Annotated in this window: 10 protein-coding genes; 7 read left to right on the plus strand and 3 right to left on the minus strand. The window is 70.4% G+C overall.

The features are described from left to right. Window positions 1-147 precede the first annotated feature (147 nt). A complete protein-coding gene (locus WMF36_RS18570) occupies window positions 148-1,077 on the minus strand; it encodes a DUF2169 domain-containing protein (protein ID WP_437580948.1) in 930 nt (309 codons plus the stop codon). A gap of 140 nt (window positions 1,078-1,217) precedes the next feature. Here WMF36_RS18570 and WMF36_RS18575 point away from each other — a divergent pair, with 140 nt between their 5' ends. The 4 genes from WMF36_RS18575 (at window position 1,218) to WMF36_RS18590 (ending at window position 5,448) form a co-directional block, all read left to right on the plus strand. After that, window positions 1,218-1,634: a hypothetical protein gene (locus tag WMF36_RS18575; protein WP_437580949.1), complete on the plus strand. Its 417-nt coding sequence runs from the start codon at window positions 1,218-1,220 to the stop codon at window positions 1,632-1,634. A 143-nt stretch (window positions 1,635-1,777) separates the two neighbouring features. Further along, window positions 1,778-3,073 carry a glucuronyl esterase domain-containing protein gene (locus tag WMF36_RS18580; RefSeq protein ID WP_437580950.1) on the plus strand — a complete coding sequence of 432 codons (1,296 nt, stop codon included), beginning with the start codon at window positions 1,778-1,780 and terminating at the stop codon, window positions 3,071-3,073. 486 nt (window positions 3,074-3,559) lie between these two features. Next, entirely contained in the window at window positions 3,560-4,552 is a 993-nt protein-coding gene (locus tag WMF36_RS18585; RefSeq protein WP_437580951.1) for a hypothetical protein, read from the plus strand. Between the two features lie 365 nt (window positions 4,553-4,917). Next, entirely contained in the window at window positions 4,918-5,448 is a 531-nt protein-coding gene (locus WMF36_RS18590) for a GxxExxY protein (RefSeq protein ID WP_437580952.1), read from the plus strand. Window positions 5,449-5,762: 314 nt separating this feature from the next. Here WMF36_RS18590 and WMF36_RS18595 read toward each other — a convergent pair whose 3' ends face one another. Together WMF36_RS18595 and WMF36_RS18600 are read right to left on the minus strand one after the other, a co-directional pair. After that, entirely contained in the window at window positions 5,763-7,016 is a 1,254-nt protein-coding gene (locus WMF36_RS18595; RefSeq protein WP_437580953.1) for a hypothetical protein, read from the minus strand. A gap of 40 nt (window positions 7,017-7,056) precedes the next feature. Continuing rightward, window positions 7,057-7,524: a hypothetical protein gene (locus WMF36_RS18600; protein ID WP_437580954.1), complete on the minus strand. Its 468-nt coding sequence runs from the start codon at window positions 7,522-7,524 to the stop codon at window positions 7,057-7,059. 246 nt (window positions 7,525-7,770) lie between these two features. On the opposite strand from WMF36_RS18600, the gene WMF36_RS18605 reads away from it, so the two are divergent. The 3 genes from WMF36_RS18605 to WMF36_RS18615 all read left to right on the plus strand — a co-directional run bounded on the left by WMF36_RS18605 (window position 7,771) and on the right by WMF36_RS18615 (window position 13,152). Beyond that, window positions 7,771-8,520 carry an RNA polymerase sigma factor gene (locus WMF36_RS18605; RefSeq protein WP_437580955.1) on the plus strand — a complete coding sequence of 250 codons (750 nt, stop codon included), beginning with the start codon at window positions 7,771-7,773 and terminating at the stop codon, window positions 8,518-8,520. Further along, complete coding sequence (locus WMF36_RS18610; RefSeq protein WP_437580956.1) at window positions 8,517-10,961, plus strand: serine/threonine-protein kinase; 2,445 nt, start codon at window positions 8,517-8,519, stop codon at window positions 10,959-10,961. The genes WMF36_RS18605 and WMF36_RS18610 overlap by 4 nt, the downstream gene beginning before the upstream one ends. Window positions 10,962-11,673: 712 nt before the next feature. Continuing rightward, entirely contained in the window at window positions 11,674-13,152 is a 1,479-nt protein-coding gene (locus tag WMF36_RS18615) for a glycoside hydrolase family 44 protein (protein WP_437580957.1), read from the plus strand. Window positions 13,153-13,203 lie beyond the last annotated feature (51 nt).

Below are 13,203 nucleotides of genomic sequence, written 5' to 3' on the forward strand. Positions count from 1 at the left end.
TTTCATCGAAGATCGTGCATCCGTTTTGGGATAGTACCGTCACGGAAATGAGTTGGGCGAGGCTGGGACGGAATGTCCTTGAGCGACGAAGTGCTGCGGTCATGGTTTCTTGCTCTCATGGGCATCTGGTGGGGTCTCGCGTTTGCCTCAAGAAGGAGCCAAGAGGATACAGAAAAGGCCGTCGTTCTTCGATGAATCCGTGCACACGGTCGCGGCCGGGCGCCGCGAGCGAGCGCGTCGAGCTCGCCAGGGCACGCGCGCGATGCCCAGGACGTCGCGAGCAAGCGATGACTCGCGCGGCCGGTCGCGGACGATCTCGCTTCGCTTCCAGGGGGATCGACGGGGGGGGCCGATCGGTGCGTGCGGTTCACGTCGCGAATGCTCGTTGGCAGCGCTCCCACGCCGCGCTTCAGAGAGCACCTTGCTGCGCAGCGCGCCCTTGTCGGCGAGCTCCGCGACGACGGCGGCGTAGCGCTCGATCGGGACCGGCTCCTCGAGGGGCGCTGCGCCTGCCGCGACGGACGGCGACGGCGCTGCGGCAGGCGCTGGAGCTACGGGCGGCATGGGCACCGCGACGGGCAGCGACGGCGCTGCGGCCGGCGGTGAGGGCGCCCGGGCCATCGCCGCCGTGGCGCTCCTGATGCCCACGCCGGCGACCACCATCAGGCGCTCGCGCTGCGCGAGGTCGCGCAGATCGACGTGGGCGCGCCAGGTGATCGTGCACAGCAGGCGGTCGGCATCCACGTGGAGGCCGTCGGCATGGAACGCGAGCCGCCTCGGCGCGTCGGGGTCGGCGTCGTCGAGACCGTACATCGCCCCGGCGACGCGCGCGTCCGGCAGCGCGCTCTGGATGCGCGGGCGCTCCGCGTGGAAGCCCTCGAGCACGACGACCGCGTTGCCCTGCAGCGCGCTGACCCACGGGTCCCGCGGAGCGCACTGGAAGTACGACCCGTCGACGCCGCTCGGCACCTCCACCACCTGCGCGTCGAGCCCCGCGCGCGCGCAGCGACCGCGCCGCAGGACCGAGCTGCTGCTCCAGGGCGAGCCCGACGGGCGCCGATGGATCGCCTGGGTCATGAAGCGCACCTACCGGATCCACAACGGGCGGTGCGATCTCGACGCCCCGGGGCGGGAGGAGGTCCTGCACGACGACGAGATCCCGTACAGCGATTGCGTCGGCGAAGGACACGATCCTCGCCGTCAAGACGTGGAAGAAGGTGACCGAGCAGAACCTCCTCCGGTCGAGGAAGGTCAGCGGCGTCCTCAAGTACACGGCCCTTGCGAACGGGTTCAAGTACTCGAAGAAGATCGGTGGGAAGGTCTACAGCGCGGTCGACGCGCAGCACCACGACCTCGGGGACCTCGACGCGGGCTCGGACGGCCACAGTTTCGGGCCGTTCGCGCTCGGAGACCGGGGCGGCGTCTACGACGCCATCGCGGGGGAGGACGCCGACGTCGAGATCGACGAGACCTCGGGCGGCGACCGGTTCGCCTGGAGGGGAGAGGCGTCTGCGAGCGTGAAGGCGCGCGGGAGCGGGCGCTTCGCTTGGGCCGAGCGGGTCAGCGAGGAGAGCGGCGGGAGCGCGGGGGTCGACGATCGCTTCGCGTGGGCCGCGAGCCAGCCCGGCGCCTGAATTCCGTCGCCCGCCAAATCACTTCCGCGGCGTACGGGAATGATCACGGGGATCGGTCAACCGCCGGTACTCCTCGGTCATCTGTTCCGGACCCATACCGACTTACGCCGATGTTTTTACACAGCATGAAGGTGAGAACGCACATGAAACTCCAGCGAGTCCTCCTGATCTCGGCCCTTGTGCCCGCATGTGTCGCCCTTGCAGCTTGCGGTGACGCCGGCTCAGGCGACGCCGGCGCAGGCACCGGCGGCGCGCAGACCAGCGGCTCAGGCGGGACCCCTGGGCCGACCTTCGTGGAAGACGAGGGTGCCGATTGTGAAGTCCCTGGTCTGCCGGATGCGGGCTCTCTACCGGGCATCGCCAAGCTGCCCGACCCCTTCGAGAAGCTCGACGGAGCGCGCATGTCCACCAAGGCCGAATGGCGCTGCCGAAGGCAAGAGATCAAAAAGCAGGCTGAGAAGTACATATATGGCGAAAAACCGCCGAAGCCCGAGACGGTTTCGGGGACCGTCTCCAGCACGGGCATCATCGTCAACGTGTCTTATCAAGGCAAGAGCACCAGCTTCGAGGTCAGCGTTGAATTGCCCAGCGGCGGAACGGGGCCTTACCCGGCGATCGTTGGCCTGGGAAGAGGCTTGTTTGGGTTTCCACTGGACATCAACCTCGTCAAGAGCGAAGGCGTAGCTATTCTCAACTACGACCCCTACGCCGTTGGAAGCGAATCCGGGTCTCGAGATAGCAAGCAAGGGGCGTTCTACGACCTCTACGGCTCGAGCAGCTCCGCAGGGCTCCTGGTCGCGTGGTCCTGGGGCGTCAGCCGGATCATCGACGTCATCGAGCAGTTGGGCGGTGACATCCTCAAGGCGGAGGCCATCGGGGTCTCCGGATGCTCCCGCTTCGGCAAGGGCGCCTTCACGATAGGCGCCTTCGATCAGCGCATCGCTCTGACCTTGCCGATCGAGTCCGGCAGCGCCGGCGTGCCGATATGGCGCGGGATCCCCGGGGAAGGAGCCCAGAATCCGGGCAGCGCTTATGGAGAGACCTACTGGCTGGGCGACGCGTTTGGATCGTTCACCAGCAACGTGACGGCTCTGCCCGTAGACACCCATGAGGTGGTGGCCATGGTCGCGCCGCGCGGGCTGTTCATCATGGATAATCCACATATCGCGAACCTCGGCCCCAGGTCTGCGCACGTGGCCGCCTTGGCCGGAGCGGAGGTGTTCAAGGCGCTGGGGGCAGGGGATAGCATCTCCTACGTCTCGGCGGTGGCGGACGGCGGTCATTGCGCGCAGAGGCCTGAATGGGCAGATCCATTGAAGAAGAGCATCCGCAAATTCCTGACGAATGCCGGGAGTGAGCCCGGCGTCATTTCGGCTTCGAGCAAGGCCACTGGCGACTTGTCGGAGTGGAAAGAGTGGGACACTCCTGCCCTGAATTAGCCTGATTCCGCGTCGCCGGGGCGCCCCCCCCAGGATCGCCTCTCGGAGCGACGATTCGCTGACCTTGTGGCAGTTACAGATCGTCCGCTCGTTCTGCGCCGCCGGCGCAGAGCACCTCCAGCGGGTCGGCCGGCAGCGGATCGTTGCGGTCGAACCTCTGCACGAGCGCCGCCGAAGCCGCGAGACGGAGGCGCTCCCGGTCGTCACCCGGGCAGCTGAGCTTTCCTCCGGCATCGGAGGCGGTCCTGCCGGGGCAGCTGAGCTTTCCTCCGGCATCGGAGACGGTCTTCCCAGGCGCCCCCTCACGACCACCGGCGAGCTGCCGTCGGGATCTTGCCAGGCCCGTTGACCGTACGGGACAGGTGCTTACTCCTGCCCGGAACGTCCGGCGGGGGCCGGACGCTCACAACGCGTCCAGCGCCGGGGGCAGGGGGATCATGTTCCTCCGCCGCCCGGCGAAGGGCATCAACGAGAGGTGTTCCCCTCATGGCCAAGCCTTCCACTCCGGTCAACAAGAAGAAGCCAGCTCCCACGAAGCCCGCGGCCCCGCCCCGGGCGGCGGCGGCGTTCGACAGGATCCTCCCCGAGATCGAGGCGCTGAGCCCGGATCGGCTCATCTCCATCAAGATCGACATTCCTCGCGCCGTCTCGCAGGTGCTCGGCGTGCTGCCAGGCCTGCTCGCGCTGCGTCCCGCCATCGTCGAGCACCTGCGGCAGCACGATGTCGCGGCGCTCGACCGTCTCGAGAGCTACGCGCTCGCCGCCTGGTACGCGCACCTTCAATGGCTGTCCAGCGGAGGCGCCGAGAACGCGCTGAAGCCGCTGCTCGCCGAGGCGGCCGCGCTGCGCGAGAACCTGCTGGGCGACGCCGAGGCGCTCGCCCGTCGCGGGCTGCTCGACGCGGACGCTGTCGCGGAGATCCGCGCGGGCCACGGGCACATCGACACGGCCAACGACCTCGTGGCGCTCTCGGCGCTCTTCGGCGGGAGCTGGTCCGACATCGCCGGCAAGACGGCGGCGACCGAGGACGAGGTGAAGCGCGCCGGGGAGATCGGGCCGCAGCTCCTCGCCGCCCTCGGCGTGCGGGAGCACGGCAAGGGGCCCGGACCGACCGAGGCCGCGGACAAGCGGGCGCGCGCGTTTGCGCTGCTCGCGCACGCCTACGACCAGACCCGCCGCGCCGTGGCCTACCTGCGCTGGAACGAGGGCGACGCCGAGACGGTCGCGCCGTCGCTCTACAAGGGCCGCGGCGGCCGCGGGGCGGCGCCCAGCGACGCCGCGCCCGAGCCGGAAGACACAGACGCGCCGCCCGTGGCGGCCGCGCCAGCGCCGGCTGCCGGCGCGGCGCCCGCCGCCGCACCGAACGGCGCGGCGCCCGCCGCCGCACCGAACGGCGCAGCGCCCGCCGCAGCACCGAACGGCGCCGGGGCGCCGCCGGCACCGAAGGGGACGTCCGAGGGCGCGCCGCCCACCGGCTAGCACCAAACGCCCCGGCAGCCCTTCGCGCTGCCAGAACCCACTTCCGCAGCACTTGGCAGCACAGGCCGTGCGTCTGACGGCAGCCGGCCCCTGGCGGCGAACCCCATCACGACGCGACACCCCAAAGCGCGGTCGGCCCCCGCGGCTTGTTGGGCGGGAGACAGAGCAAGAGAGAGTACACAGGGAGACGGGGAGACGGGGAGGAGAGAGAGATATACAGACCAAGGGGGAGAGGCGAGAGGTGGGGACCATCGTCCGAGCCTGCTCGCTTGGGGCCGACGGCTTTCAGGTCGCTCGTTTGTAGGGCGGTTCCCGGTGATGTCAAGTTCGCGCAACCAGAGCTGGTCCCGCGTCGATAGATAGCCATGAGCATCGACGGGGCACAGCGAGACAGGGAAACGAGAAGATTGTGGGAGCTGTCCGAGCGAGTCATCGGAGCGTGCATCGAGGTGCACCGCCACCTCGGCCCCGGGCTCCTGGCGTCTGTCTACGAACAATGCTTGTGTCATGAACTGTCGCTCATGGGCTTGAGCTTCGCGAGGCAAAGGTCACTTCCAGTGACCTACAAGAGAGCCATGCTCGACTGTGGTTATCGACTCGACGTTGTCGTCGAGGAGAGGCTCATACTGGAGCTCAAGGCCGTCGATCACCTGCTGCCAGTCCATGAAGCTCAGGTGCTCACATACCTGAAGCTGACGGACCTGGACGTCGGGTTGCTCGTCAACTTCAACACGCCGGTGCTCCGCCGCGGGATCCGACGCCTGGTACGCCGCGGTGCGGAGGCTGTCCGGTTCTCCCGATGTCGCACCGAAGACGACCACCCCGGCACCACCAGCCGCCCCGCATCGATGCCGCCCGAAGCCGTCAGCGCCGAGCCTGCTGGTTCGAATGACTGATCCCCATCTCTCGCCTCCCCGCCTCCCCGCCTCCCTGTGAATCTTTCCTTCTTCCTCTCCGCCCAACATGCATTGAGGCGGAAGTCGTCAGTGAACGCTCCGAAGGGCTCGGGGGCGTTTGGTGCTAGCGCCGCGCCGCCGAACAATGAGGCGGCCCCGAGGTCGGAGAGATCGCGACCGCCGAGCCGTCGCCTCGGGCAGCGGTGGTCGCCTCGCTCGCCAGCACCCCGAGCCGCGCCCTCGCGCTCGGGGATGAGGTGGCGGCCCGGGTCGGTCACGAGGCGATCGGTCGACTGCTCGGCCTGTTCAGGACGTCAGTTCCATCGGTAGGCGACGCCGAGCGGCAGAGACGCCGCCACGCCGTCCGCGCCGACGAGGAACAGCGGCGTGGCCTGCAAGAAGAGCGAGCCCGCCGGGCTGTCCATGAGCTTCATGCCGAGCTCGGCGCCCAGGCCCAGAGAAAATCCGAGAGGCAAATCGGTCTCGACCGGGCCTTCATCGCCGTAACCGGTGCTGGACCCATCCGGTAGATACCCGCCCTGCTCGTAGACCTCCGCGGTATGCGTCGCCGTGCCGAAGAGCAGTGTTGAGCCCACCCTGAAGCGCTCACCGAGCAGGTACGACGCCGAGGGGCCGAGCGCGAAGAGAATGCCCTCGCTCGAGTGAAGGCCGATCTGGGCGCGAAGGCCGAGATCGAGGCGCTCCATCGCCGTATATCCGACGAACCCCGTCGCCCCTGCGAGGAAGCTATCGGTCTCGGCATCGAAGGAGCATGTCCCGTACCTGGTGATGCAGCCATCGTTCTTGCCTGCTTCCAGCCAGAGAAAGCCGACGAGCACGCCCGCCTCATAGACGAAGCCGCCCGCTGCCCCCGGCGCGGCGGCGCGCGCGCTCCTCGCCTCGCGCGCTCCAGCGCGCGGCGCCGTGGGCCGCTGCTCCGGCCTCGACACGGCCGCGGGGGCCGGCTCCACCGGCGCGGCCGGCGGGACGGCGACGTCCGCGCGCTCCGACTCCCTCAGCGCCACCGTCGTCTGCCAGAACACCTCGCCGCGGTGCGCCGCGGCCACGACGTGCTCGCCCGGATCCACCGGCAGCTCCTTGTCCCACGCGACCGGATCGAGCGCCGCGCCGTCGATCAGGATCGCCACCTGATCCGCGCCGGCGTCGCCCGCCGAAACGCGCACCCGGAGCCAGGGCACGCGCGGCGCGATCGCCTCGATCCGGCTCCTGGCGAACGCCTCCCGCGCGGCATCTCCCTCGGTGCGCGCCGTGGTCAACGCTTCCTGGAAGCCGACCCAGGCCGTGGCCACGTCGCCGAGCCGCTCATGGCAGAAGGCCACATTGAGCTTCGTTCCCAGGCTCGGCTCCAGCCGCTGGCTCTCCTCGAGCTTGGGGCAGGCCTCGGCGAAGCGCTGCTCGACAAGGAGCGCGCGGCCCTCCCGGAACAGCTTCTCGGCGGCGCTCTCCTCGGCGGCGACCTGCCGGCCCCAGAGCAGCGCCGAGGCGCCGAGGAGCGCAGCGGAGAGGGGAGCCCAGAGCGTGCGGCGAAACGGACGGAGCGGGTTCACGTTGTCCTCCGGAGCGGGTTCACGTTGTCCTCGGGGGGCGCTAGCGGTCGGAGGGGGTCGGAGCATCGCTCGGGTCCGGGAGGCCGCTCTGCGGGCACCCGCCCTCGGCCGGAATGCCCAGCACCGTGAAGGTAACCTGCTCCCCATTCAAGTCGACAACAAACGAGTCCTGGCCGCCGGACTCTCCGAACGCGCTGTCGTAGGTTCGCTCCGCGAGGACGGGCCACCTCGCCTCCTCGTCGACCGCAGTCGCGTCGGACACCCGCACATGGTAGACCTGCTCGTCGGAGTCCGACTCGAACTCGAACTTGTAATGGGGCCGCGGCGGCTGCTGTGCGTCGTCGAAGACGGTGAGACTGCCGATGGTCTCGGTCTCCCCTGCAAAAGCGCAGTGAGATGCCGAAAACTCGGGATCGTACGCCTGGACGTCGATCCCGAATGCCATCCTTTCTTCTTCTTCACACGCGGTGAGCAGCAGGGCGAGGACCAAGAGAGATGCCTTTTTCATGTTCTGTTCTCCTCTTCTTCACGGAAGGTTGGATCCAGCGTCGAGCGCCCCCGAGGCCGCGCCGCGGCGTGGCCGCGACGAGCGCCCGCAGCGCGCAGCGCAGCGCAGCGCCAGTGCTCGGAGCGCCGGCAGGCCCGTGATGCGTCCTGCGCCGGCGGCCCGCCGGAGCTCCCGTCCGGGGTCGGCCTGTGGTAGCTTCGCCTCGTCGATGATCCTATTCCGCGCGCCCCCCACGTTCCTTTAGACATGGACGACGATTTCTCGCGCGGGGCCCCGCGAGGCAGGTTTCCGACGACCCACAGGTCGGCCGTCGTCGCGGTCGGCAGCGATGACCCGGCGGAGCGGGCGCGCTCGTTCGAGATCCTCGTGCGCGCCTACTGGAAGCCGGTGTACAAGCACCTCCGCGTCCGCTGGCGCATCGAAGGCGAGCGCGCGGCCGATCTGACGCAGGGCTTCTTCGCTCGAGCGATCGAGCAGCGCACGTTCTCCGCGTACGACCCTTCGCTGGCCCTGTTCCGCACCTATCTGAAGATGTGCCTCGACCGCTTCGTCATGAAGGAGGCCGAGAGCAGCGGGCGACAGAAGCGCGGCGGACATGCCGTGACGCTCAGCCTTGACTTCCCCTCTGCCGAGCGGGAGATTGATGTGCTCGCCGTGCCAGCGCCCGACTCGCTCGACACGTACTTCGACCGGGAGTGGACGCGGCACCTGGTCGGGACGGCGGTCGATGCCCTCCGCGAGCGCTGCGAGCGGGGCGGCAAGCAGCTCACCTTCCGCGTCTTCGAGCGCTACGTGCTCGAAGACGGCCCGGAGGACCGCCCCACTTATGCTGAGCTCGCCGCGGAGCTCGGGATCAAGGTCACCGACGTGACCAACTACCTCGCCTTCGCGCGGCGCGAGTTCCGCGGTCTGCTCCTCGAGAAGCTGCGGGAGATCACCGGCTCCGAGGCCGAGTTCGAGGCGGAGTCCCGCGCCTTGCTCGGGGGCGTCCGATGACCTTCCTCGACGACGCGCGCGTCGGGCGCCTCGTCTCGCTCGCGGCCGAGCCCGAGGTCGTCGCGGGCAGGTTCGAGCTCGACACGCTGCTCGGCGAGGGCGGCATGGGCGTCGTCTTCGAGGCGTGGGACCGCGAGGGGCACCGCAGCGTGGCGCTCAAGCTCCTGCGCGACGTCGACGAGGCGACGAGCGCGCGCTTCGACAGGGAGGCCGAGGCGCTCGCCGCGCTCTCCCACCCGGGGATCGTCGGCTACGTCGCCCACGGCAGCACCGCGCTGGGCGAGCGGTACCTCGCGATGGAGCGGCTCGTCGGCGTGACGCTCGCGGAGCGGCTCGCCGAGGGCCCGCTCGGCGTCCGCGACGCGGCGCGCGTCGGGCACGGCGTCGCGGACGCCCTCGCCGCCGCGCACGAGAAGGGGCTCGTCCATCGGGACATCAAGCCGAGCAACGTCTTCCTGCAGGACGGCGCCGCCGATCGGGTCAAGCTCCTCGATTTCGGGCTTGCGCGCGGGAAGGACAACGCGCCGGCGGTCACGGGCCCAGGGACGCTCGTCGGCACGCCGAGCTACATGGCACCCGAGCAGGTGCGCGGCGCGGCGACGCCCGACGCGCGCACCGACCTGTTCGCGCTCGGCGCGGTGCTCTTCGAGTGCCTGACCGGCCGGGCGCCGTTCATGGGCGCGGACACCGAGGCGGTGCTGGTCAAGATCCTTGTCGAGCGGCCTCCCGCGGTGCGGGAGCTCTGTCCGCTCGCCCCGCCGGCGTTCGAGGCGCTCATCGCGCGGATGCTCTCCAAGGACCCCGGCGGCCGCCCCGCGAGCGCCGCCGAGGTCGCGCGCGAGCTCGCCGCCCTCCTCGCCGACAAGGGCCTCGACGCCGCCCCGGCCGCGGCGGCCGGCGATCCGGCGCAGCCGACGGCGCCGGGGACGCTGATCGCCGGCAAGTACCGGGTGATCCGGACGCTGGGCAGCGGCGGGATGGGCGTCGTGCTGCTCGCGTGGCACGAGCCGCTCGACCGGAACGTGGCGCTGAAGCTCCTGCGCGGCAGGAAGAGCGGCGGGGACGTGGCGCGCTTCCTCCGCGAGGCGCGGGCGACGTCGCGGCTCGAGAGCGAGCACGTCACGCGGGTGATGGACGTCGGCACGCTCGACGACGACACGCCGTTCATCGTGATGGAGTTCCTGAGCGGCAAGGACCTCGGGCAGGTCCTGCACGACAGGAAGCGGCTGCCGGTCGGGGTGGCCGTGGACTATGTGCTCCAGGCGGGGGAGGCGATCGCCGAGGCGCACGCGCTCGGCATCGTCCACCGGGATCTGAAGCCTTCGAACCTGTTCCTCACCACCCGGAGGGACGGCTCGCCGCTCGTCAAGGTGCTCGATTTCGGCATCTCGAAGATGTCGCGCGCCAGCGACGCTGCGCGCTCGGAGACGCTCCCTGTCGACGCGAGCATCACGGCGCCGGACGCGGTCATGGGCTCTCCGCTCTACATGTCGCCCGAGCAGCTCGAGAGCACGAAGCGCGTCGACGCCCGCGCGGACATCTGGTCGCTCGGCGTCGTGCTGCAGGAGCTCCTCACCGGCCGTCCGCCGTTCGAGGCGGAGAGCTTCATGGCCATGGGCGCGAAGATCGCCGCCGGCGCTCCCGTGAGGCTCCGCGACGGCTGCCCGGAGGCGCCGGAGGGCCTCGCGGCGGTGGTGCTCCGCTGCCTGGAGAAGGATCCGGCGCGGCGCTTTCAGAGCATCGCCGAGCTCGCGCAGGCGCTCGGGCCGCACGCGCCGGAGGGGTCTCGGCTCTCGGTGGAGCGCATCACCCGCGTCGCCGGGGCCGGCGCCGCGGTCGCTGACGAGCCGGCCGCGCGCCCGGAGGGCGTCGTCTCGGAGCGGGCGATCACCGCGCGCACCTGGGATGCGCCGGCCGCTCCCAGGGGGCGGCGCGGCGCGCTCATCCTGGGCGTGGGCGCGGCGCTCGCGCTCGGCGCCGTGCTGCTCGCCGCGCAGCGCGCGCCGGGGGTCGCGGACGGCACGCCCGCGGCGTCTGCCTCCGTCGCTCCGACGGCGCCGTCGGCCGAGGTGACGCCGAGCCCGAGCCAGGCCCTCCAGGGCAGCGCAGCCGCGGCTGCAGCCGCGCCCCCGCCGTCCGCGGCGACGACGAGCGCGGCGGCGTCCTCTCCGGACGCCGAGGCCTCGGCGGACACGCCGCCTTCGCGGGGCGCAGGGTCCTCGAACGGCGCGCCGCCTGCGCAGCGCGCAGGGCCGGTGGCCGGGGCGCCATCGCCGAGTCCGCCAGCGCGCCCGCCGTCCAGCGCCCGCGCCGGGCCCGCCGCGCCGGCGGCCCACCACAGCCCCCCTGCGGCGCCCGCTGTCGAGCGCTCACGCCCTGCCGCCGAGCCGCCTCCCGGCGGCGCCGTGGACCCGATGGACCCGGCGCTGATCCGCCGGTAGCTCGCTTCGAAGCCAGCTGCTCTTTTCCCCTGGCTGCGCGCGAAAGGGGGGAGAGGGCCAGCAGTTCCACACGGCGCCGACCCCCGGTGGATCGAGCAGAGTGTCAACGCGTCGCGTCTTTGCGACGCACGGCGACGCCGGCTCGCGCGGTGCGTCGATGCCGAAGAGGAGCAGACAGTATTAATAAATACACATAACTTACGGCCGGTCAGGAAATGATGGTCGGCAGGAGATCATTGTAATGAGTGCTTATACATCGGGTGCGTTCGCCTCTGAGCGCGAGGCCTTGTCACTTTTCGGTAGGGGAGGGCGCTCGCGAGCCCATGGCATGAGATGCCCCGGCCTGGTCGCGACCGCCGGCTCTGGCGAGCGCACGCCAGGAGGAGCGGCGACGCCGCCGAACAGGGGGCACCATCGCCCCGCGCCCTCTCGACGCGCTCCCATCCTCCACGCTCTGCTTGCCCTCGTCGCGTCTGCCGCCTTCCTTGGCTGCGGCGATGACGGTGCCAGTTCCTCGAACGGCAGCGGAGGCGCCGGCGCTGCTGGCGGCGGTGCCGGCACTGCTGGCGGCGGTGCCGGCGCTTCGGGCGGCGGCACCGGCACGGCCAGCAGCGGCCAGGGCGGGTCGGGCGGCCATCCTCCCGCGGGCCTCGTCGAGCCCGGCGATCCCGGGCCGGGCGATGTCGCCTTCACGGTGCGCGCCGATCAAGGGGTGCGCCCCATCAGCCCGCTCATTTACGGGGTCAACTGGGCGGAGGACCTGGACGGCGAGCAGCGCGGCACGACCGTCGTGCGCATGGGCGGCAACCGCATGACCGCGTACAACTGGGAGAACAACGCCTCCAACGCAGGCTCGGACTACATGCATCAGAACGATGCCCACCTCGTCGGGAACAGCCAGAGCGGCGATGTCCCTGGCGAGGCGGTGCGCGTGCTGGCCGAGGACGCGCTGACGCACGGCGCCGCCTTCATCGCGACCGTCCCCATCTGCGGGTATGTCGCGGCCGACAAGGACGGCGGCGGCGACGTCAACCAGACCCCGGATTACCTCGAGACCCGCTTCCACCCCACGATTGCGCGCAAGGGCGCCCCCTTCTCCTCGTCGCCCGATCTCGACGACAACGCCGTGTACCAGGACGAGTTCGTCGCCTGGATGAAGCAAGCTTTCCCCGAGGCCTTCCAGGGCGAGGTCGCGAACGTCCTGTTCTCGCTCGACAACGAGCCCGACCTCTGGAACCACACCCACGAGCGCATCCACCCGGAGCCGGTGACCTATGCCGAGCTCGTCGACGAGAACATCGAGTTTGCGTCCGCGATCAAGGAGGTCGCGCCGAACGCGCTCGTCACCGGCTTCGTCTCGTATGGATACTCCGGCTATGTCAGCTTGCAGGGCGCGCCAGACGCGGACGGCAACTTCATCGAGCATTACCTCGACGCCATGAAGGCCGCCGAGGCGAGCGAGGGTCGCCGGCTTGTCGACGTGCTCGACCTGCACTGGTACACGGAGATCTACGCGAACGGCGAGCGCATCACGGGCGCCGACGCCTCCCCGGAGTCCGTCGAGGCCCGCGTCCAGGCGCCGCGCTCGCTCTGGGATCCCACCTTCGTGGAGGACAGCTGGATCGCGAACGACGTCCTGAGCGGCCCGATCATGCTCATCCCGTGGCTCCGCGGCCTGATCGACGCCCATTACCCGGGCACCGCTCTCGGCTTCACCGAGTACAATTTCGGGGGCGGCAACCACATCTCCGGCGCGATCGCCCAGGCCGACGCCCTCGGCGTCTTCGGCCGAGAGGGCGTGTTCGTCGCGACGATCTGGGACCCCGGCGCAGAGGTCTCGATGCTCCGGGCCGGCGTGCGCGCCTTCACGAGCTACGACGGGCAAGGCGCGCGCTTCGGCGACACGTCCATCCACGCCGAGACGAGCGACGTCGCCAGGGCCACCGTGTACGCGAGCATCGACGAGGCCGATCCGAGCCGCATGGTCCTCGTCGCCCTCAACAAGACCACGGCCCCGCTCACGGCCGCGGTGACCCTCGCCGCCTACGGGAGCTACACGGCCGTCGACGTGTGGCAGCTGACGGGCGACGAGGCGGATCTCGCGCCTGCGGAGCCGGTCACGCCGGGCGCCACGAACGCCTTCACGTACGCGATGCCGGCCCACAGCGTCTCGGTGCTGGTGCCCCGGTAGCAGCTCGTCGCTTCGGTCCGTCGAGAGGGCTTACCGCGCTGCCCGGCCCGG

Origin of the sequence: Sorangium sp. So ce887, from assembly GCF_051521455.1 — a bacterium.
In the GTDB taxonomy this organism is placed as follows: domain Bacteria; phylum Myxococcota_A; class Polyangia; order Polyangiales; family Polyangiaceae; genus Sorangium.